Source organism: Serratia sp. K1WW1, assembly GCF_055790865.1.
This window is the reverse complement of sequence record NZ_CM147697.1, coordinates 3,076,761-3,097,335: the sequence shown is the minus strand read 5'-3', so window position 1 is coordinate 3,097,335 and position 20,575 is coordinate 3,076,761. Positions and strand designations below refer to the sequence as shown.

The following is a 20,575-nucleotide window of genomic DNA, read 5'->3' as shown; positions in this document are numbered from 1 at the left end:
AATTGTCCGTTTTTTGCTCTTGCAGCGTGAATTCAGAGAAACAACGGCCGCAGAGAATGCCACTTGGGTTCTGTCTCCAACGTCGGATGACAAACACAACTACCCTGCCATCCAATCGTCCCAGGCAGGCGTCGATGAGATTTTTTCCACAATAAAATCAATAAAGCTTCTCACCTTGGGGTCTTGATAATGCCCTGGATGGTACAGTGCGAAAAGATGGTACTCATGCTCTTTAGCTTCGTGATCCAGCAAAATGGGGATCAACTCGCCTTTGGCGATATGGTCACCCAGCATGTAGGTTGGCAGATTGACGATCCCCTGATGATGGAGCGCTGCCTGTAGCAGCCCCAAGGTACTGTTCACCTCGACGATGTTATTGATTTTTAACGAATGGCCATCGCCACCAATAAATTGCCAATTATCAGAAACGTTTGGATTGATCAGGCAGTCGTGATCCTCCAGGTCTGCCAGGGTTTTTGGCAGGCCACGGCGTTCAAAGTAGCGCCGGCTGGCGCAATAAACCCAGTTGATCTTACAGATTTTGCGCAAAGCAAAATTACTCGGCGGGTGTGCGGTAATACGCAGCGCAATATCGATATTCTCTTCGTTAAGGTTGACGCTTTGGTCATTCAAATCGACTGACAATCTGACGTCGGGGTTGATCTCTCTATAGTCACTGTACAAACGCATCAGATGGGTAACGCCGAAGGCAATTGAACAGGTAATTTTGAGCTGGCCCTGTGGGTGGCTGCGGAAACTGGAGGTATTCACCAAGGAGTCATCCAGCTCTGCCAGCAGGTGCTGCGCCCGGAACAGCAGATATTTGCCTGGCTCGGTCAAAATCAGGTTACGCGTGGTCCTTTTCAGCAAAACGATGCCAAGATAGTCTTCCAACTGGGAAATGCTGCGGCTCACCGAAGACGGCGTCAGGTTCAACTTCAGCGCTGCGGCAGAAAAACTGTTACATTCAACGACCTTGATAAAGATCTCCAGCTGCCGGAAGATGGCGTAGTTGTCGATTTTTGCCTTGAATGAAACGGAACCCCTGGTTGACGACATCATCTGCCGGTACCCCTTTGTGGATTTATACGGTCGCATGGATCTGATATCAGACTAGCAAAAACACGCTAAATTAGTAAAATTCCTATACATTATAATTGACTATACTCACTAGATAGCGACGCTACCAACCCTTTCAGTCAGTTTTCATAAAAAGCACATAAAATAAGACAGCCATCAACTTTTGCGTTTCACGCACAAGTATTTTCATTTAATAACACCGCTAGCTGCTTTAAGTTTTACTTACCAGTACGTACTATGTTTCTATGTCAGATAAGGTTACCTCTGACAAAAGCGATGTTTTACATAACTTCTCATTTCGTGAGAACACGGCTGTGATCATCCTGCGACAGGAAGACAATGATGAATAGCATAATAAATACAGATATCAAGTCTAAAGACGCGTATAAAAGCATTCCGTTTACCCGATATGACTTCGGCTGGGTTATTCTCTGCATAGGTATGGCCATCGGTTCCGGCATTGTTTTTATGCCGGTTCAAGTGGGCATCAAAGGCATTTGGGTCTTTATCACCTCGGTTATCATTTCTTATCCAGCGATTTATTTGTTGCAAAGTCTTTACCTTAAAACATTATCAGAAAGTGAAGATTGCCAAGACTATACTAACGTTATTACACAATATCTCGGGAAAAACTGGGGGTTTTGGCTAGGTATTGCCTATTTCTTGATGCTACTACACGGCATGTTTTCTTACTCCCTGGCCGTTACCTTTGACAGCGCCTCCTATATTCAGACCTTTGGGCTGACGGAAGGCCTGCTGTCAGACTCCATCTGGTATGGGTTGGTGGTGCTGGTTGCCTTGGTCAGCATTGCCGCTCAAGGGGAACGGTTGTTGTTCAAAGTCTCCGGGCCGATGGTGTGCGTTAAATTTGGGATTATCGTTGTATTAGGGATCGTGATGGTTCCACATTGGAACTTGAATAATATTACCGCCTTCCCTGCGCTGCTGCCGTTTATGCGCGATGTGTTTTTGACGTTACCCTTTACCCTTTTCTCCATTCTGTTTGTTCAGATACTTAGCCCGATGAACATTGCTTATCGCAAAGTTGAATCGGATAAACGTATTGCCACCTATCGAGCTATCCGCGCCAACCGCGTTGCTTATATTATCCTGGCGGTTGCGGTATTGTTCTTTGCCTTCTCGTTCACTTTTGCTATCAGCCATGAGCAGGCCGTTTCCGCTTTTGAGCAGAATATCTCTGCATTAGCCATTGCAGCCCAGGTTATTCCCGGTTCTGTTGTGAGAGTAATGAGCGCCCTGCTGAATATATTTGCCATCTTAACGGCGTTTCTCGGGATTTATTTAGGGTTCCAGGAGGCGATCAAAGGGATTGTGACTAATATTATCTGCCGTTTTATTCCGGAAGAAAAAATCAATCAAAAAGTGCTTCACATTGCCATCAGCGTTGGCGTTGTGCTGGGGTTATGGGCGTGGATTTCAACCCGCTTCTCTATCCTGTTCTTTATGCAACTGGGGAGCCCTTTGTTCGGGTTGGTATCATGCTTGATCCCTTGCTATCTGGTGTATAAAGTCGAAGCACTTCATAAGTTTAAGGGGCCCGCCGTTTGGTTTATCACTTTCTTCGGTATTTTGCTTTGCCTGTCCCCCTTCTTTAAATTTTTCGAATAAACGATGAGGTTAGCAATGAGTAAATCACCAAGCTCGGATTTCAGCATCGGCACCCGGATTACACAGATCGGCCGAGATCCCGCCAAACAGGCCGGATTTGTCAACGCAGCGGTTTATCGGGGTTCAACGGTTATTTTCCCTACCGTCAGCGATATTGAGCATAACCGAGCCGAGTTTAACTACGGGACGATGGGCACACCCACGATCGCCAATCTTGAAAATGCGTGGAGCGAACTGGCTGGTGCGGCAGGGACGGTACTCTCACCCTCCGGGCTGGGCGCAATTGCGCTGGCATTGCTCACCACGTTGAAAGCAGGCGATCACCTGTTAATGCCTGACAGCGTGTACAAACCCACTCGCCTGTTTTGTGCAGGAATGTTGGGCAAAATGGGGATCGAAACCACCTACTATGATCCATTGATTGGCGCAGACATCGGCACCTTGTTCCGCCCTAACACTACCACCCTGTTCTTAGAATCTCCTGGCTCTCAAAGCTTTGAAATCCAGGATATTCCAACCATGACGGCGCTGGCAAAACAGCAAGGGATCGCCACCATTATTGATAATACCTGGGCAACGCCGGTATTTTTCCGCGCCCATGAACATGGTTGTGATATTTCCGTAGAGGCGGGTACCAAGTATTTGGGCGGGCATTCCGATTTACTGATGGGCGTGGTTTCAGCCAATGATGCCTGGTGGCCTAAATTACGCGAAACCTATGATCTGATGGCGATGCTGCCGGGTGCAGAAGACTGTTTTCTCGCCCTACGGGGTTTAAGGACCATGTACTTACGCTTGAAGGAGGCCGAAAAGCGCGGGCTGGAGCTGGCTCATTGGCTAAAATCCCGCCCGGAGGTATTGAAAGTGCTCCACCCGGCCTTCCCTGATTGCCCAGGGCATGAATTCTGGAAACGCGACTTTACAGGTTCTTCGGGCCTGTTCTCTATCATTTTACAGCCGGAATATACCAAGGCTGGCGTTGATAACATGTTGGATAACATGTCGATTTTCGCCATGGGTTACTCGTGGGGAGGTTTTGAAAGCCTGGTGATCCCGTTTAACTGTGCCGAATACCGCACCGTGACGCAGTGGCAACCCGGCGGCCGGGCGCTGCGCTTGCAGATTGGGCTGGAGGATATGGATGAACTGAAAGCCGATCTGGAGCAAGGCTTTGAAAGATTGAAGCAATTTGTCTGAGGCGCGATTGTTTCCAAGGTGACCGCATAAGCGGTCACCTGACCTTTCCTGCTGCTCACCACGCCGTGGTGAATTGCCGGTTTCCTTGCATGCGAACAAACAGCATCCCACCAGCGAACATAGTCACAATCTGCGAGGCCACCAGCACCGAAAAGCCTGAAGAGACGGTGCCAAACGACATCATTACCAGCCCCATCAGCAAGGGAATGAATGCCGAAAAGATATTCCCCACGCCATTGATCAGCCCGTAGGCAGAACCAACGCTTTCTGCTTTGGCATGGTGCTGGATCAGAGTGGGAATTGCCGCACCTTGCGCCCCCCAACAAGCGTTGGCCGATAGCAGGAACACGGCCAGCCAGCCACTTTGTGAGCTCAGCATCACGCCTAGCATGCAGATAGCCGTTGCTGCCCCGCCAAAGGCAAAAATCAATGGCATCTGTTGTGGCCGAACGCGATCCAGGATCACCCCGCCAAGATACTTGGATAAGATACTGATAATAAAGGGTAGCGATGCTAGCCAACCCATTTGCTTGATGGAAAAGCCACGTTCATTGGTCAGGTAAGCGGGCAGCCAGGAACTGGAACCCCACAGATAACTTAGCGTGGCTATCTCAACCAGCATGATCCAGCCGAGCATGGGCGTTTTCCAAGCCAGAATGAAGGTATGGCAGACACGTTGCATCATGGGTTCACTGCTCCGTTGCACCACTGCGGTTGTTCTAGGATGGATAAACACGCGTACCAAAAGCAAGCCGACCAGGAGATTGATTAACGCCAGGACATGAAAAGAAAGGGCCCAACCAAGATGGCTCATCAGGAAAGTCACCAGCGGAAAACCAATCACCAAACCTAAAGATACGCCTAATGCCGACACCGCATTGGGCTTTCCCCGCTCATTGGCGGCGAAATGGTCACTGATGTACATGGTTTTCAGCGAGAAAAGTGGCCCTTCACTGACACCGAGGAAGGCCCGGACGACCAGTAAAATGATGAACGATCCCACCAACGGAGAAGCCGCGGTAAAGAGCGCCCAGAGAACCACACTGAGGGTCAAACCTTTACGATAACCGAATAGCGTTTCCAGAAACGGCGTCAACAACATGGCTGAAAGGCCATAGCCTAGCAGAAAGGCGGTCATCAATGTGCCTTGATAGGCGCGATTGTCTGCCAGGCCAAAGTGATTGAGAAACTCGGGGTTAACCAGCATGACGGAGATATTTACCCGGTCAGCATAGGCGATCACGATGAGGAGCAATGTCGCGATGACTCCCCACCAGCGTTGTTGTCTCATGCCCTGCTCCTTGAAGAAATGTGTCAACCAAATATCCGGTAACGCCGTTTGCTCGTTAACCGTCACCACAATTTACCGTTGAATTAATTGTTTCAATACTGTTAACATATTGTTGCTCGTATATCTACACTACCGCGGCAAGAGAGGAATGGGAACACATCGGCCCATCGGTAAACGATGAGCCTGCTAGGGATTACTGACACAACGCCACAATCTCTTTATATAACGTCAGCGGTAATGTCACACCGAACTGCTCACTGTGCTGACGCGCCTTAAAACGCCGCTCCCCAGGAATACGGGCCCCTTGCTCTGCCATATCATTAAAAAGCCCTTCCGCTCTGGCGAAATGCTCTTCCTTATCTGCCCCCAGAAAACGTTCAGGATCCATCGCAATAATCAGTTCTCCGCCATAAGGTGAAGAACCTGTCGATTGGTCGTAAGCCAACGATTCTTTGCTGGTCATATCACCAATCAACGGCCCGGCAATCAATTCCACCATCGCCGCCAATGCTGAACCCTTATGGCCACCAAACGTCAACATCGCGCCTTGCAGTACGCTGGCGGCATCGGTGGAAGGTTTACCTTGCCGATCGATTCCCCAACCTTCTGGCAGCGGTTTATTCGCCCGGCGATGCAGCTCAATCTCACCGCGTGCAGCTGCGCTGGTCGCCATATCAAACACAAACGGAGCTTGTCCCTGACGTGGCCAACCAAAGGCTATCGGGTTGGTACCAAACAAGGGCTGACTCCCCCCGGCGGGCGTGACCCAGGCATGGCTTGGGGTGCAAGCCAACGCTACTAATCCCTGTTCGGTAAGCGGCTCGATATCCGCCCACAGCGCAGAGAAGTGGACGCAATGATTGATCGCCAGTGCGGCAATACCACAGTGACGCACCTTGGTGATAAAGGCAGGCAGTGCCGCTTGATAGGCGACCAACGAAAACGCACCCTGCGCGTCTACGCGTAAAATCGCCGGAGCGCTGTCGGTGAACGTCGGTTCGGCATCTGCCATCACTTTGCCGGCATGCAGCGATCGGACACAGCCCAGTACACGATACAAACCATGGGAATGGCAGCCATCGCGTTCACCGGCGGTGACGTTCTTTGCTACAGCATCGGCATGCTTGGCGCTGAAACCATTACTGTGCAAGGCTCGATACGCCAGTTGATAGGCCTCTGACAACGTGAGATTGACGGTGTTGGTCATGGTCGTTTCCTCCTTTAGCATTACTCTTCCTCGTCCCCGACAAAATTTGCCTGAGGTAAACAGGTGTAAGCTCCCCAGTAATAAATCAGCAGCGCGATGGCCGCCACCAGCAGGGTGTCCCACGGGTGGCCAATAGCATTGATGCCGCCAAAACTGCCGAGATAGGAAGCCACGATGATCAAGGCGTAGAAAGCGATCAGCCACAGCGAGGACCAAATCTGCTGCTTCAAGCTGACGGCGTGAGTCGGCACTTTGTTTTTAAACAGGATATAGACAAAGAACATCAGAATTTGCAGGCCAAGCAGCCAGGAGACGGTGTTCCAGCCTGACCAGTAAACGATCAATGCGGAAATGATGAATGACACCGGTCCTAACACGCTAAATCCCCAGACAAAGAACGGCCGCGGCAAATTCGGTGCATTGCGGCGTAGCCCGGCGGCGGTAACCGGGGCAATGGCATAGCTAAGTACCAGTGCGGCGGAGACCACTCCGATCAGCTTTTCCCAGGAAGGGAACGGCAACGTCCAGAAGATAGCCAGCCCGAAAGTCAGCCAAAGTGCAGGACGCGGGATCCCCGACTCACCATCGACGCGGGTAAAAATTTTGAAGAAAGTCCCTGCCCGTGCCCAACCATACACAACACGCGGCGTGGCATTCATATAGATATTGCCCGTGCCGCTCGGTGAAACGATCGCGTCGCTCACCACCAGAAAAGCCAACCACCCCATCCCCAGCGTAACGGCAATATCGCGGTACGGCAGTGAAAAGTGCTTGCTGATATCCTGCCAGCCGCCGCTCAGCATTTCGCTTGGAATACTGCCGAGGAAAGCCAGCTGCAGCAGCACATAGATAATGGTGGAAAGCACTACCGACAGGATCAGCGCGATCGGGATGGTACGCTGTGGCTTCTGTACTTCGCTGGCCACCGAGATAATTGGCGTCAGCCCCAGATAGGCAAAGATGATCCCACCGGCGGAAATCGCCGCTTCCACCCCGGCGGAACCAAAGGGCGCAAAGCCTTGGCTGTGCAGGTTTTCAGGTTTGAAGAAGGTGAACAGCACCACGATCACCAGCACCGGCACGATGAACTTGAGTATGCTGATCAGGTTGTTGGATTTGGCAAACGTCTTCACACTGTAGTAATTCAGCGTAAAGAACAGACACAGCAAGATAAATTGCGTCAGCCAACCGATCAACGTGGGATCGCCCGAGCCTGGCTGGCTGAGAGCTGGGAACCAGGCTGCTGCATATTGCCGGGCGGCGACGACCTCGATCGAGATCAGGCTGGAGAACGCAATCAGTGTGATGAACCCCAGCAGATAGCCCATCAGCTCCCCGTGGGAAAACACCGGGTAACGAATGATGCCACCGGCACGGGGAAGCGCGGCACCCAGCTCGCAATAAACAATGCCCAGCAGCAGTACAGCGAGCCCGCCGATCAGCCACGAATAGATCCCCGCAGGGCCCGCGATGGCAGCAACATGGCTGGCGGCGAACAGCCAGCCGGAACCAAAAATCGCGCCCAGGCCGATAAACGTCAGATCGGTTAACGTCAGTTGCTTTTTAAATTTTCCCTGTATGGTCATAGCATTACCTTTCGAATTATTTCATTGCCGCAGGTGAATGGAGGGCTGCGCGGGTGTATTCACCGTTGACCAGGCGCAACAGGTTCAGAGGATTGCTGTCTTGCAGCGCGGGGGGCAATAACGCTGCCGGGTAGTTTTGCAGGCAGACCGGGCGCAAAAACCGCTCGATAGCCAGCGTACCGACCGATGTGCCACGGGGATCGCTGGTCGCCGGATAAGGGCCGCCGTGCACCATGGCTTCGCAGACTTCCACACCGGTAGGGTAGCCGTTAAACAGTACACGCCCCGCTTTGTGGATCAGTAATTGCGCCAATTCGTTCGCCTCGCCAAGGTCTTCCTGTTCAGCCAGTAGCGTGGCGGTGAGTTGCCCTTGCAGGTTTTCCAGCGCGGCAAGCAGTTGCGCCCGGTCTGCGACCTCAACCACGATCGCCACGGGGCCAAAGACCTCTTCCTGCAACAGCGGATCGGCGTTAAGTAACAAACAACTGTCGGCCTGATAGAGCTGGGCTACCGCCAGATGGGGTTGTTCTGCCCTGCTTCCGGCCAGACGCCGTAGCTGAGGATGTTGATCCCATCTCTGCAAGCCACTCAGATAATGATCCCGCGTAGCGGCATTCAGCATGGTTTGTGGCGGACAGGCATTAACCTGTGCTTGTAAATCGGCGATCAGCTGGCTGAAGGCCGGGCTGCGCTGGCCGATAATCAGCCCCGGCTTGGTGCAGAATTGGCCGCAACCGAGCGTGAAAGAGGCAACCAACGCTTGCGCAATTTTTTCACCACGCTGAGCCAATGCCTGTGGCAAGACCACCACCGGGTTGATGCTCGACATTTCGGCAAACACCGGGATGGGGTGTGGACGTCGCATCGCCAAATCAAATAATGCCCGGCCACCTTGCAACGAGCCGGTAAACCCTACCGCCTGGATCGCTGGATGTTGCACCAAATCGGCACCGATGCTGCTGCCGAACACCATATTGAAGACACCCGCGGGCATCTGCTGTTTTTGCACCGCACGTTCAATAGCCTGCGCGGTCAATTCCGCCGTGATCATATGGCCACTATGTGCCTTGAACACCACCGGGCAACCGGCGGCCAGCGCGGCAGCGGTATCACCTCCGGCGGTAGAGAACGCCAGCGGGAAATTGCTGGCACCAAACACCGCGACAGGACCGATGGCGACGCGATACTGCCGTAAATCAGGTCTTGGCAGCGGTGTACGCGCTGGTAATGCGCAATCAATTCTCGCCCCGTGCACGCGGCCACTACGTAGCAGTTCGGCAAACAGTCGCATCTGCCCGCTGGTTCTGGCGCGTTCACCAATCAGACGAGGGATAGGCAGCGCGGTCTCTTGTGTGGCAAAGGCAAAAAAATCCTCCCCTAACGCGTCCAGTTCATCGGCTATGGCGGCGAGAAAATCCGCTCGCTGCTCGGCGCTGGTTTGGCAATAGACGCTAAAGGCTCGGGTAGCAGCCTGTGCTGCGGCATCAACCTCTGCAATGCTGGCCTGATGGAAGCGATAACCTGTTGGCTGATTATTATCGGCCCGCAGGCTAATGAGTTCGGCGTTACCGCTAGCTATCCGCTGCCCGCCAATAAACTGTTTGCCGCTAAGGGCGTATGTGTTGTGAGTTGGCATTGGTTTCCCCTGTGCGATTGCCTGTTATAGCCCGGCTAAATACCGGGCCTCCTTGAGAGATCACAGGCCGACATCTGGCAGAGTCGGACGGTTGGCCAGAGCTGTGTTGATAATCGTCGTCACCTCTTGCAGCGTTTCCCCCTGCAATGCCAAACGCGGTGGGCGGGTCACCGCGCTGCCACGGCCGACCAGTTCTTCACAGAGCTTGATGCTCTGCACCAGGTCTGGACGGGCATCCAGATGCAGCAACGGCATAAACCAGCTATACAGGGCCAGTGCTTCTTCGAAACGCTTTTGCTTCGCCAGCCGGAACAAGGTTTCCCCTTCACGTGGGAACGCGTTGGACATGCCAGAGATCCACCCTTCTGCGCCCACGGCGAGGCTTTCTAGCACCACGTCGTCCAACCCGGCGAACAACACGAAACGATCGCCGACCGCATTGCGTAAATCGATAAAGCGGCGGGTATCGCCAGAAGAGTCTTTGAAACAGACGATGTTGTCGCAGTCGACCAACGTGGTGAGAATGTCAGGTGTGACATCGTTTTTATAAATCGGCGGGTTGTTGTAGACCATGATCGGCAGATCGGTGGCGGTGGCCACGCTGCGAAAGTGTGCTGCAGTTTCGTGCGGTTTGGATGAATAAACCAGCGCAGGCATCACCATCACGCCGTCGATACCGGCTTTTTCCGCTTCGCGCGCCATATTCTGTGCAAAGGCGGTGGTGAATTCGGCAATCCCGGCGATCACCGGTATTTTGCCTTGTGCGGCGTCTTTCGCCACCTCGATCACCGCCAGTTTCTCCTGCATCGTCAGTGAGGTGTTTTCGCCCACGGTGCCGCAGACGACCAGGCCAGAGACACCGTCTTTGACCAGGTTTTTGATCACCGCATGGGTAGCATCAAGATCCAGAGAAAAATCGCTGCGAAATTGCGTACTGACTGCCGGAAATACCCCACTCCAGTTAATCGCTTTATTGCTCATCGTGTTGGTCCCTTTTGCTTGAAATGTTAATTGCCGGTTAATTTTTGGTGAAATTCAATAACAGATTGACCGGTATTCTCGGCAGCGGCTTGACGGTTTTCACCGAATGCGAGGACGAAATTGGCATAATGAGGAGGAATTGCGCGCAGCGGAGCCTGTGACGCAGTTGCATCATAAAAGTCATAATTTCAGCTAATTAGGGAACTAATGTGGCGCGAAAATCGCGGGGGCTAGCACCGGTCATGGCCTTGAACTGGCGGCTGAAAGCGCTGTGATCGGTATAACCGCATTGCAATGCGATATCGGTAATTGGCATATCACTGGCCAGGAGTTCTGTGGCCTTCTCTAGCCGGACTTTGTGGATCATCTGGCGCGGCGTCAGGTGAAAAATACGTTTACAGTAGCGCTCGATTTGCGCCACGGAAAGGCCGGTCAGCGCCCTCAACTCTTCCATCGCGATCGGCCTGCCGTAATGCTGACGGATATAAACATCCAGCGCCGCCAATCGCTGATAGGCCGGGTGGTTAGCCTTCGCCTCCTGCAAATCATGTGAGATCCCGGCCATGCCGATAATCTTGCCCTGCTGGTCATACAGTGCCAGCTTTTGCGTCAGGCACCAGCCCGTTTCGCGGCCGCTGTATAAGTGCATTTCAAGCTGATCCTGGATCTGTACCCCTTGGTGTAACACCCGCAGATCTTGCTCGGTATAGCCTGAACCCAACTGGGTTGGGAAAACGTCTGCCGAGGTTTTACCCAACAGCGGCGTCACCGTTTTAAAACCACAGCGTTTGGCCAAGGTGAGATTGGCCAGCAGATAGCGGGCCTGCGCATCCTTGATAAAAAACACCACATTGGGAATGGCATTAAGCAGCGGCGCAATCAATGCCAGCGAGTTCAATACGCTATGTAACGAATGGGGACGCTGTTGCACCAACCCATCACAGAACTGGGTGAGGTGTTCGACAGCAAAGCACTCTTGTGGTTGCTGCTCAATGATGCTGGGAGTGAGTGGAGGAGCCTGAAAGCTTGAGGTTAATCGCATAGCTTTACCCTTTTCAGCAAGTGGTCATGATTGGCTATTTTTAACTCACCCGGATCAGTATTAACTTTTTTGTAACTTATCAAGCCCGTTGTTGCCAATATGCGGATCACCGCAAACTTTTGGCAGGTTTCCGGCAACCTAATCAAATTCTGGCGCTGAGAAATAATTAATATTCTGATAAATAGATGCTTTTTATTATTCCCTTAATGTTGGGTTCGCTCAGGCAATTTAGCACTGTGCTGATTTCGGCATGGCCTTTGCCGAAACAGGTCAAGCCGCGAGGCTAGCTTTCGGTCAGTCTTGGGGTGGTTGATAACAATTAATTAACCTTGAGAGACACCGATGATCCCTGCATCCCCCTTCATCACCTTACGAGCGATCGATTCCCATACCGGCGGTGAACCCACTCGGTTGATTATCGACGGTTTTCCCGACCTGGGCCGTGGCAGCATGGCCGAGCGAAAGGCGCTTTTCGCACAACGCTATGACGACTGGCGCAGCGCCATCATTCTGGAACCCCGGGGCAACGATGTCTTGGTGGGAGCGTTGCTGTGCCAGCCCTGCTCGCCGCAAGCCGCAGCCGGGGTGATCTTTTTCAATAATGCGGGATATCTGGGCATGTGCGGCCACGGCACGATTGGGCTAATCACCTCCCTGGCTTACCTGGGGCGCATCAGCGCTGGCGAACACCTGATCGAAACCCCGGTTGGGACGGTGAACGCCACGCTACATGCCGATGGCAGCGTAACCATTGAGAATGTCCCCGCCTATCGTTACCGCCAGCAGGTAGCCGTGACCGTTGACGGTTATGGCGAGGTAACCGGCGATATCGCCTGGGGTGGCAACTGGTTCTTTCTCATCAGCGATCATCATTTGGCGATCAACACCCACAATCTGGAAGTGCTAACGGCCTTTAGCTGGGCGGTACGGCAGGCGCTCGAAAACGCGGGGATCTACGGTGAAGACGGAGGACTCATCGATCATATTGAGCTTTTCGCCGCCGATGAACGTGCCGATAGCCGCAATTTCGTGTTATGTCCCGGCAAGGCTTACGATCGCTCGCCGTGCGGCACCGGGACCAGTGCCAAACTCGCCTGCCTGGCATCAGACGGTAAATTGCAGCCAGGTGAAGTATGGCGGCAGGCCAGCGTGATCGGCAGTGAATTCAGCGGATATTACCAGCCTGGTGAAGGCAACCGCGTGACGCCGTTTATTCGCGGGGAGGCTTTTATCTGCGCCGACAGCCAACTGTTGCTGGATGAGCGTGACGCTTTCGCTTGGGGAATACGCTAATGGCAACCGCCGATGTGATTGTAATTGGCGCGGGCATTATCGGCGCTGCCTGCGCGTGGCAGTTAGCACAACAAGGGCTACGGGTATTACTGGTTGACGATCGCCGCCCTGGCGCCACTGCTGCGGGCATGGGCCATTTGGTTTGCATGGATGACAACCCCGCAGAGCTGACGCTGAGTGCCTATTCCCTGCATTTGTGGCGCAGCGTGCTGGACCGTATGCCGGATAGCTGTGCCTGGCGCAGCTGCGGCACGCTGTGGTTGGCGGAAAAACCGCAAGAAATGGCGATTGCCGAAGTGAAGCAGCAGCGGATGGCAGCACTTGGAGCCAACAGTGAACTCATGGACTCACGACAAGTCGCACTGCTTGAACCTATGTTGCGTAGCGGCTTGGCCGGAGGATTGCGCGTGCCGGGGGATGGCATTATTTATGCCCCTAATGCTGCGCGCTGGTTGGTTGAAGATGCGGGGGATGCGGTACGGCGGGTTTACGGTGAAGTGGTCGCGTTGGAACAACAGGCGGTGATACTGGCCAACGGGGAGCGACTGAGCGCACCGGTGATAACGTTAGCCTGTGGATTACACGCCGACAAGCTGTTGCCAGCCCCGCTGCTCAGAGCGAAAAAAGGCCAACTGGCGATCACCGATCGTTACCCGCAACGGGTTCGGCACCAATTGGTTGAGTTGGGCTACGGGGCTAGTGCGCATGCCTCTGATGGGACCTCGGTGGCCTTTAACGTGCAGGCTCGGCCAACCGGTCAGTTACTGATCGGTTCCTCGCGCCAGTTTGATTCGCTCGATCCGGCAATCGACATGCCGTTGCTCGCCACCATGCTCAAACGTGCCGCAGAGTTTCTTCCCGGATTGGCAACCATGAGCCTCATCCGCTGCTGGGCGGGGTTTCGGGCAGCATCGGCGGATGGTTTACCCCTGTTGGGCCCCCATCCAGCTTATCCATGGTTGTGGTTGGCGCTCGGCCATGAAGGGCTGGGCGTAACCACGGCAATGGGGAGCGCCGCCTTGATCGCCGCACAAATCCAACAGCAGCGCACAGCAATTGATGACTCCCCTTATCGAGCCGCGCGAATGTTCACTACAAACGAGGCCAACCAATGAAACTGATTGCCTTAACTATTGCCGGGCAGCCTTATCAGGTACAGGAAGGCATCACCGTGGCTGCCGCACTCAGCTTAAGCGGACAAGATCATTGCCGGATCTCCGTCAGCCAGCAACCACGCGCGCCCTTTTGTGGCATGGGTGTGTGCCAGGAATGCCGAGTCATCATCAATGGCGTACAGCGGCTGGCCTGCCAAACCTTGTGCCTGCCCGAGATGAGTATCGAAAGGAGCGGGGAGAAATGAACAACCTGCAATGCGAAGTGCTGATAATTGGTGCCGGCCCTGCCGGATTGGCCGCAGCGCTGGCCGTAGGCGAAAGCCGGCAACGCATAGTCATGCTTGATGATAACCCTCGGCCTGGTGGGCAAATCTGGCGTGATGGGCCAGCGGTCACCTTACCCGCGATCGCCCTACGCTATCGGCAATCCGTTGAGGCGTTGGATAACTTCACCCTGCTCAGTGCGGCAAAAGTCGTGGCGCAAAGCGGACCACAGCAACTGCTGTATGAAAATGCCCAAGGGGGTGGGACGATCGACTATCAGCGCTTAATTTTATGCTGCGGTGCGCGCGAGCTGTTATTGCCCTTCCCTGGCTGGACGCTACCGGGCGTAACAGGCGCTGGCGGCTTACAGGCGCAGCTCAAAAATGGCTTATCGCTGCAAGGCGAACGGATCGTCATTGCTGGCAGCGGACCGTTGCTACTGGCGGTTGCCGATAACGTCACTAAAGCGGGTGGTAAGGTCATACTGCTGGCCGAACAAGCCCCGATGAAAAGCTTGGCGAGATTCGCCAGCGGGTTGTGGCATTGGCCAGCGAAAGTACGGCAGTCATTACGCTTGATTAACCGCCGCTATCGCCCCAATAGCTATGTAGTGGAAGCGCTAGGCGAGCAGCGGCTGACCGCAGTTCGCGTCCAACAAGGGGATCAGGTTCGCACGATCGCCTGCGATCGACTTGCCTGTGGATTCGGGCTGGTGGCGAATATCGAATTAGCCATGCTATTGGGGTGCAGAATAGAGAATGCGGCCATTGCCGTTGATGCATTGCAACAAACCAGCGTGGCCAACCTGTATGCGGCGGGTGAATGTACCGGTGTGGGGGGAAGTGAACTGGCCTTGGCGGAAGGTGCGATTGCTGGGTATGCCGCCAGCGGTAATATCGCGCGAGCTCAAGCATTGTTGGCAAAACGTAGCGTATGGCAGCGTTTTGCCGCCGCAGTCAGCCAGACCTTTGTGCTAAACCCAACGCTGAAAACCCTCGGCGCTGCCGACACCTTTCTGTGCCGCTGTGAGGATGTCACGCTGGGAGATATTGATGCCGAAACGGGCTGGACAGCTACCAAACTGCATAGCCGCTGCGGTATGGGGGCTTGCCAGGGGAAAATTTGCGCTACAGCGGCCCGACATCTGTTTGACTGGCCCATACCGCAGCCAAGAGTCCCTTTGACCCCGGCACGGCTTGAGACACTGGCTTTACTGGCCCCTCACCCCAACCCTCTCCCACAGGGAGAGGGGGCTGGTAAGGTGTCGTTTTCTGGTGTAGAGGTGATCTGCGATAGAGTTGATACAGAAGAGGAGTGTACTAAATAAATTGTGGCATTTTCGGTCCCCACCAAAGATTTCGTTACCCGCAAAATCCCATTTTGTGCTCCGGGCGTTGTATCAGCCTGGAGCACAGCTCTTTGCATCAAAAATGCAGACTTCAGAAACGCGGCCTGTTATTTATAGCCAGCTGGTGTTTTTCCAACCCTTTTTTGCCATGCAGGCAGTAAATGCGGCTTTGCGGCTATTTATATTAACGTCCAAGGGGTAGCTTTCAACGCCTAATTTATTTTCATATTTATAACCACTACTGTTACAGCCATCGTCATCTTTATTGCATTTCAATGAAACCTGCTTTTCAACGCTTCTGGTAGCGACCTCATTTTTAACCGGGTACTGAGCTAATGACTCAGTTTCGCAAAGGTTATTCGCCTCTTGCAGGGTCATTGTTGGCGTACCTAACGGTTCCCATGTGGCAGCACAGCCTGAAAGAATAATGGCGGGAAAAACAGCAAATAGGCGTTTGTTCATAAAAGATTCTTTAGTTAAATTGAAGGCGTTATTTTATAAGTGCTCCTAGTCCTGTAGGAAATAAAATCCTATTGGCACTTATCACTCATTTTCACCAACGAGGCGTTATAAACACTTTCGTCATTCGACGCGAATACGGCTAATCCCTTTACCATCGCTTTAGGCTTTAAAATCCCGGACGTAAGGTTTTCATCGACGGTGTCTAGTTTAAACACTTTACCGTTAGCAGAGGACGCTTGTAAACATAACTTACTGAGATCGAGATCTTTATCGGACAGGTTAGTCACGGCAACGGTGAAATCCTTGGTATAAAAAACATGGCTGCCAATCGCGGCCGAACCCTGGCTTTGTTGTGTGGAATATACCGCGACAGCGTCTGAATCCCCTGCGACTGCGGGCAGACTAAAAACGCCAAATGCCAAGGCTACGGTCAGGTAAGGTGCTTTCATGATCTTTCCCTTTAAGTTATTAGCGATAATGTGAGTCACCAATAATAGTGTAGAGGATTTAAACGGCAGATTAACGGCCGAACTCCAACCCTTTGACTGGCAATGTTGTCCCAGATTGATTGGCCCCTAATCATGCGCTGATAGAGGTTTGTAGCCCCCGAAAGAGCGCCAATATGAATCTTCAAAACGTTGAGGAAACGATGCAGCAGGCCACGACAATAGGCCGGTATTCGATCAATCTGCCCTACCGGTATTGACTAAAATTCGAATAATAAGAGAATGATAAGATTGTGTTGGGGCTATCCCCAATGAGTAATCAATAGAAGCCGGAGCGAATCATCGCCTGTTCTCATAGCTTTACCAAAGTTAAACAGCTAGGCGTACTTCTTGCCGGTGTGCTTTCACTGGCCAGTTGCACCTCCGAACCTGCGAAATCCTTAGTCACTCCGTTGCCTTCGGTGGCAAAACAACCACTACCGGGTAAATCACAGCAAAGCCAGGAACCCGTGCGCGGCATCTGGCTGGCCACCGTTTCACGCTTAGACTGGCCGCCAGCGGCATCGATCAATGCCGACAGCGCTGCAATCCGCATTCGCCAACAGCAAGAAGCACTGAAAGGAAAGCTGGATAAACTGCAGACGCTGGGTATCAACACCGTTTTTTTTCAGGTTAAACCTGATGGCACAGCCCTCTGGGCATCAAAAATTTTGCCATGGTCAGATGTGCTGACGGGGAATATTGGCGACAACCCAGGCTATGATCCGCTGCAGTTTATGCTGGATGAAGCCCACAAACGTGGCATGAAAGTCCATGCCTGGTTTAACCCCTACCGGGTGTCCGTTAACACCAAGCCAGTAACCATTGATAAACTGAACCGCACATTGTCGCAGCAGCCAGCCAGCGTCTATGTGCTACACCCTGACTGGATCCGCACCGCAGGCGACCGATTTGTGCTCGACCCAGGTATCCCGGAGGTGCGGGACTGGATCACCAGCATCGTGGCGGAGGTGGTTGCCAACTATGATATTGATGGCGTGCAATTTGATGATTACTTCTATGCTGAGTCCCCTGGATCCGTGCTCAACGACAGCCAGACCTTCAAGAGGTATGGTCAACATTTTGGCGCCAAAGCGGACTGGCGGCGAGACAATACCAAGCAATTGGTTGGGCAAGTTTCTCGGACTATCAAGAAGTTGAAGCCCGACGTTGAATTTGGTGTCAGCCCTTCTGGCGTATGGCGTAACCACTCACACGACGCGGCAGGTTCTAATACGCGAGGGGCTGCAGCATATGATGAATCTTATGCCGACACCCGCAGTTGGGTACAGCTTGGGTTACTGGATTACATTGCCCCACAGCTGTATTGGCCCTTCGCGCGTGACGCGGCCCGTTATGATGTGCTCGCCAAATGGTGGGCGAATGTGGTGACCTCGACCAATACACGTCTTTATATCGGCGTTGCACTGTATAAAGTGGGGATCCCGTCAAAGAACGAGCCAGATTGGATGGTCAACGGTGGCGTGCTGGAGCTACAAAAGCAGCTGGATTTGAACGAGTCTGTATCGCAAATCAAAGGCACGATCCTGTTCCGAGAGAACTATCTCAATCAGCCACAGACCCAGCAGGCAGTCAATTACCTGAAAAGTCGCTGGGGTAGTTGAGAGATTTAGGGGGCAATATGCCCCCTGAGACTGCTGGGCTAAAAAATTACTTCTGTAACGCTTCAAGAATGCGGTAAGCCGTCTCAACCCGCACAGGATTAGGATAATTTTTGTTAGCCAGCATCACGATACCGAGATCCTGTTGAGGAATGAAGGCTACGTAGCTGCCAAATCCACCGGTTGAGCCGGTTTTATGTACCCAAGAGGCGCTTGATAGTGGTGCTGGCGGAGTGATTTTTGTGACGCTCAGTGCTGCCAGTGCGTTTTTATTATCGCTACCCTCGACCACTGTTTTCTCTTTAACCGGCCAGTTCAGCATTTCCCAACCCAGACCTTGATACATATCACCGGCATGCCAGTAGCGTGATTGGGCAAGCGTTATCCCCTTCTGCAGCGAGGCATCCTTCACTTTAGCAGGCGCCATGTTGACCTGCACCCAGCTTGCCATATCCTCTATCGACGACTTAACGCCGTAGGCTTCGGCATCAAACATGCCCGGAGAAACGCGAACCGCTTTCCCATCGCGATAGCCCCAGGCATAGTGCTTATCTTCCTGCTGCGGCACGTTTATCCAGGTTTGCGATAGCTTCAACGGTTGGAACACGCGTTTGGTCATCGCCTGTTCAAAACTCATGCCTGATGGTTTGACCATCAGTGCGCCAAACAGGCCAATACTGGCGTTCGAGTAAAGGCGCTTGGTGCCTGGAGCCCACTGCGGTTGCCAGGTTTGATAATAATTCTGCAGCGATGCTTCATCGGTAACATTTTCCGGTATCTGCAGCGGTAAGCCACCGGCGGTATAGGTTGCCAGCTGCAGCAAGGTGATCCCCTGCCATTGCTTGCCCGACAGCGCTGGCCAGTACTTGCTCGCCGGATCGCTTAGGTTGATTTCACCGCGAGCAATGGCATCACCGCCCAGCACTCCAGTGAACGTTTTACTGACCGAACCCAGCTCGAATAAGGTCTGCTGCGTGACTGGCTTTTTGCCGGCAACGTCTGCCAATCCCCAGGTGAAGTAGTAAGGTTGGCCCTGATAAATAACCGCGACGGCCATGCCGGGAATGCCCTGCTCTTGCATCAATGGCGCAACGGTGCGATTTACAATGTCGGCTATCTGTTTTTCCGTTTGCGGTGCTGCAAACACTGAACCTGAGGTGGCGAGTAACAGCACACAGGATAGGGATTTCTTCAACATTGCTATTTTCCGTAATTGAGGGTTAAGGGTTCTATCAGACGCGCTTAGTTTGTAGAACTTGATGATCGGCGGCAAACGGTAAAATTTAGCATCTGTTGAAAGTTTTTCTATTGGCTTGGGTGATAGCCACTGAGCGCCAACGTATCACAAAAGCTAGCCATTTTAAGGCATTAGCAATTGATGTCAGTCATTTAATAGCGCTATCATCAAGCCTTATATCTAGCGGATGACGGCAAATGCTCAGAAAAGATGATGTGAAACCTCGCGCCTACAAACAGGTGGATGTATTTACCACTTCGCCGTTGCAGGGTAATCCCTTGGCGGTGATCCTGGAGGCAGAGGGCTTAAATGAAATGCAGATGCTTTCGTTAGCTCGCTGGACCAATCTTTCGGAAACGACGTTTGTTTTCAAACCGACTAATCCGCTGGCCGATTATCAGGTACGCATTTTTACCCCCGAAAAAGAGTTACCCTTTGCCGGACATCCGACATTGGGTACGGCCCATGCATTACTGGAGGCTGGGCTGGTGACCAAACAGCCGGGGGTGGTGATGCAAGAATGCGGGGTTGGTCTGGTGGCGGTCAATATCTCACCTGAAGGAATGCTGGCGTTTGCTGCACCTGCGGTAACGCTTCGAACGCTTACTACTGAGGAAAGAGAACAGCTAATGGCCGCCTTTCTGCCTGCGGTTATTGAAGCCGATACGATGCCGGTTATTGCCAACATGGGTATTCGCTGGCTTATGGTACGTATGCCAAGCGCTCAATCCTGCCTAACGATGACGCCGAATCAAACCATGATTAAGAAGCTGCAAACCGATCATGATGTTGATGGCGTGGTGATTTATGGTGCCTATTCATCGGGTGAGCCAGCAGATTATGAAATGCGAGCGTTTCTGGTTGAAGGGGATAAGTTGGTTGAGGACCCAGTGACTGGCAGTGCCAATGCGTGCCTGGCCCGTTTGTTGAAGGCAAATAACTTCCCCGACGGTGGCTCGACAGCACAGGGATATCAGGTTCGACAAGGCACCCAACTACATCGCGATGGCCGGGTTAGCGTTCGTTTTATTGACGGTGATCCTTGGATTGGTGGGCAGAGCTGCACGCTGATTAATGGTCAGTTGCACATTTAGCTGTGG

The 20,575-nt window shown here is 52.9% G+C and carries 18 protein-coding genes; 8 read left to right on the top strand and 10 right to left on the bottom strand.

Going from position 1 to position 20,575, the window contains the following annotated elements:
• Positions 1 to 99: 99 nt before the first annotated feature.
• Positions 100 to 1,059, bottom strand: coding sequence for a LysR family transcriptional regulator (locus ACX9GU_RS14010; RefSeq protein ID WP_473195184.1), 960 nt, complete (start codon positions 1,057 to 1,059; stop codon positions 100 to 102).
• A 363-nt stretch (positions 1,060 to 1,422) separates the two neighbouring features.
• Here ACX9GU_RS14010 and ACX9GU_RS14005 point away from each other — a divergent pair, with 363 nt between their 5' ends.
• Together ACX9GU_RS14005 and metC are read left to right on the top strand one after the other, a co-directional pair.
• Complete coding sequence (locus ACX9GU_RS14005) at positions 1,423 to 2,709, top strand: amino acid permease (RefSeq protein WP_473195183.1); 1,287 nt, start codon at positions 1,423 to 1,425, stop codon at positions 2,707 to 2,709.
• Between the two features lie 15 nt (positions 2,710 to 2,724).
• On the top strand, positions 2,725 to 3,906 hold the full coding sequence (gene metC / locus ACX9GU_RS14000) for a cystathionine beta-lyase (RefSeq protein WP_473191931.1): 1,182 nt from the start codon (positions 2,725 to 2,727) through the stop codon (positions 3,904 to 3,906).
• A 55-nt stretch (positions 3,907 to 3,961) separates the two neighbouring features.
• On the opposite strand, the gene ACX9GU_RS13995 is transcribed toward metC, so the two are convergent.
• The 6 genes from ACX9GU_RS13995 to ACX9GU_RS13970 all read right to left on the bottom strand — a co-directional run bounded on the left by ACX9GU_RS13995 (position 3,962) and on the right by ACX9GU_RS13970 (position 11,649).
• Positions 3,962 to 5,197, bottom strand: coding sequence for an MFS transporter (locus ACX9GU_RS13995; RefSeq protein WP_473191930.1), 1,236 nt, complete (start codon positions 5,195 to 5,197; stop codon positions 3,962 to 3,964).
• Between the two features lie 193 nt (positions 5,198 to 5,390).
• Positions 5,391 to 6,404 (bottom strand): Ldh family oxidoreductase, encoded by a 1,014-nt coding sequence (locus ACX9GU_RS13990; RefSeq protein ID WP_473195182.1) that lies wholly within the window; start codon positions 6,402 to 6,404, stop codon positions 5,391 to 5,393.
• Positions 6,405 to 6,424: 20 nt separating this feature from the next.
• Positions 6,425 to 7,990 carry an APC family permease gene (locus ACX9GU_RS13985; RefSeq protein WP_021806383.1) on the bottom strand — a complete coding sequence of 522 codons (1,566 nt, stop codon included), beginning with the start codon at positions 7,988 to 7,990 and terminating at the stop codon, positions 6,425 to 6,427.
• Positions 7,991 to 8,006: 16 nt separating this feature from the next.
• Complete coding sequence (locus ACX9GU_RS13980; protein WP_473191929.1) at positions 8,007 to 9,626, bottom strand: aldehyde dehydrogenase (NADP(+)); 1,620 nt, start codon at positions 9,624 to 9,626, stop codon at positions 8,007 to 8,009.
• 60 nt (positions 9,627 to 9,686) lie between these two features.
• Positions 9,687 to 10,607: a dihydrodipicolinate synthase family protein gene (locus ACX9GU_RS13975; protein ID WP_473191928.1), complete on the bottom strand. Its 921-nt coding sequence runs from the start codon at positions 10,605 to 10,607 to the stop codon at positions 9,687 to 9,689.
• Between the two features lie 196 nt (positions 10,608 to 10,803).
• A complete protein-coding gene (locus ACX9GU_RS13970) occupies positions 10,804 to 11,649 on the bottom strand; it encodes a helix-turn-helix domain-containing protein (RefSeq protein ID WP_473191927.1) in 846 nt (281 codons plus the stop codon).
• 342 nt (positions 11,650 to 11,991) lie between these two features.
• Here ACX9GU_RS13970 and ACX9GU_RS13965 point away from each other — a divergent pair, with 342 nt between their 5' ends.
• From ACX9GU_RS13965 to ACX9GU_RS13950, 4 genes are read left to right on the top strand one after another with little or no spacing between them, the layout of a single operon-like run.
• A complete protein-coding gene (locus tag ACX9GU_RS13965; RefSeq protein ID WP_473191926.1) occupies positions 11,992 to 12,942 on the top strand; it encodes a 4-hydroxyproline epimerase in 951 nt (316 codons plus the stop codon).
• Positions 12,942 to 14,057, top strand: a complete 1,116-nt coding sequence (locus tag ACX9GU_RS13960; protein WP_473191925.1) for an NAD(P)/FAD-dependent oxidoreductase — start codon at positions 12,942 to 12,944, stop codon at positions 14,055 to 14,057. The genes ACX9GU_RS13965 and ACX9GU_RS13960 overlap by 1 nt, the downstream gene beginning before the upstream one ends.
• Complete coding sequence (locus ACX9GU_RS13955) at positions 14,054 to 14,302, top strand: (2Fe-2S)-binding protein (RefSeq protein ID WP_473191924.1); 249 nt, start codon at positions 14,054 to 14,056, stop codon at positions 14,300 to 14,302. Before ACX9GU_RS13960 ends, ACX9GU_RS13955 begins: the two co-directional genes overlap by 4 nt.
• On the top strand, positions 14,299 to 15,648 hold the full coding sequence (locus ACX9GU_RS13950) for an FAD-dependent oxidoreductase (protein ID WP_473191923.1): 1,350 nt from the start codon (positions 14,299 to 14,301) through the stop codon (positions 15,646 to 15,648). Before ACX9GU_RS13955 ends, ACX9GU_RS13950 begins: the two co-directional genes overlap by 4 nt.
• 132 nt (positions 15,649 to 15,780) lie before the next feature.
• On the opposite strand, the gene ACX9GU_RS13945 is transcribed toward ACX9GU_RS13950, so the two are convergent.
• Entirely contained in the window at positions 15,781 to 16,131 is a 351-nt protein-coding gene (locus ACX9GU_RS13945) for a hypothetical protein (protein ID WP_039995080.1), read from the bottom strand.
• A 68-nt stretch (positions 16,132 to 16,199) separates the two neighbouring features.
• Complete coding sequence (locus ACX9GU_RS13940) at positions 16,200 to 16,580, bottom strand: DUF4354 family protein (RefSeq protein WP_473191922.1); 381 nt, start codon at positions 16,578 to 16,580, stop codon at positions 16,200 to 16,202.
• 335 nt (positions 16,581 to 16,915) lie between these two features.
• Between ACX9GU_RS13940 and ACX9GU_RS13935 the strand changes: the two genes are divergently transcribed.
• Positions 16,916 to 18,241 (top strand): glycoside hydrolase family 10-like protein, encoded by a 1,326-nt coding sequence (locus tag ACX9GU_RS13935; protein ID WP_473195181.1) that lies wholly within the window; start codon positions 16,916 to 16,918, stop codon positions 18,239 to 18,241.
• Between the two features lie 46 nt (positions 18,242 to 18,287).
• On the opposite strand, the gene blaSFDC is transcribed toward ACX9GU_RS13935, so the two are convergent.
• Positions 18,288 to 19,436 (bottom strand): SFDC family class C beta-lactamase, encoded by a 1,149-nt coding sequence (gene blaSFDC / locus ACX9GU_RS13930; protein ID WP_473191921.1) that lies wholly within the window; start codon positions 19,434 to 19,436, stop codon positions 18,288 to 18,290.
• A gap of 236 nt (positions 19,437 to 19,672) precedes the next feature.
• Between blaSFDC and ACX9GU_RS13925 the strand changes: the two genes are divergently transcribed.
• Positions 19,673 to 20,569 carry a PhzF family phenazine biosynthesis protein gene (locus tag ACX9GU_RS13925; protein WP_473191920.1) on the top strand — a complete coding sequence of 299 codons (897 nt, stop codon included), beginning with the start codon at positions 19,673 to 19,675 and terminating at the stop codon, positions 20,567 to 20,569.
• Positions 20,570 to 20,575 lie beyond the last annotated feature (6 nt).

Coding starts and splice junctions, on each gene's coding strand:
- ACX9GU_RS14010 (WP_473195184.1), bottom strand. CDS start 1,059: ATGTCGTCAACCAGGGGTTCCGTTTCATTCAAGGCAAAAATCGACAAC.
- ACX9GU_RS14005 (WP_473195183.1), top strand. CDS start 1,423: ATGAATAGCATAATAAATACAGATATCAAGTCTAAAGACGCGTATAAA.
- metC (WP_473191931.1), top strand. CDS start 2,725: ATGAGTAAATCACCAAGCTCGGATTTCAGCATCGGCACCCGGATTACA.
- ACX9GU_RS13995 (WP_473191930.1), bottom strand. CDS start 5,197: ATGAGACAACAACGCTGGTGGGGAGTCATCGCGACATTGCTCCTCATC.
- ACX9GU_RS13990 (WP_473195182.1), bottom strand. CDS start 6,404: ATGACCAACACCGTCAATCTCACGTTGTCAGAGGCCTATCAACTGGCG.
- ACX9GU_RS13985 (WP_021806383.1), bottom strand. CDS start 7,990: ATGACCATACAGGGAAAATTTAAAAAGCAACTGACGTTAACCGATCTG.
- ACX9GU_RS13980 (WP_473191929.1), bottom strand. CDS start 9,626: ATGCCAACTCACAACACATACGCCCTTAGCGGCAAACAGTTTATTGGC.
- ACX9GU_RS13975 (WP_473191928.1), bottom strand. CDS start 10,607: ATGAGCAATAAAGCGATTAACTGGAGTGGGGTATTTCCGGCAGTCAGT.
- ACX9GU_RS13970 (WP_473191927.1), bottom strand. CDS start 11,649: ATGCGATTAACCTCAAGCTTTCAGGCTCCTCCACTCACTCCCAGCATC.
- ACX9GU_RS13965 (WP_473191926.1), top strand. CDS start 11,992: ATGATCCCTGCATCCCCCTTCATCACCTTACGAGCGATCGATTCCCAT.
- ACX9GU_RS13960 (WP_473191925.1), top strand. CDS start 12,942: ATGGCAACCGCCGATGTGATTGTAATTGGCGCGGGCATTATCGGCGCT.
- ACX9GU_RS13955 (WP_473191924.1), top strand. CDS start 14,054: ATGAAACTGATTGCCTTAACTATTGCCGGGCAGCCTTATCAGGTACAG.
- ACX9GU_RS13950 (WP_473191923.1), top strand. CDS start 14,299: ATGAACAACCTGCAATGCGAAGTGCTGATAATTGGTGCCGGCCCTGCC.
- ACX9GU_RS13945 (WP_039995080.1), bottom strand. CDS start 16,131: ATGAACAAACGCCTATTTGCTGTTTTTCCCGCCATTATTCTTTCAGGC.
- ACX9GU_RS13940 (WP_473191922.1), bottom strand. CDS start 16,580: ATGAAAGCACCTTACCTGACCGTAGCCTTGGCATTTGGCGTTTTTAGT.
- blaSFDC (WP_473191921.1), bottom strand. CDS start 19,436: ATGTTGAAGAAATCCCTATCCTGTGTGCTGTTACTCGCCACCTCAGGT.
- ACX9GU_RS13925 (WP_473191920.1), top strand. CDS start 19,673: ATGCTCAGAAAAGATGATGTGAAACCTCGCGCCTACAAACAGGTGGAT.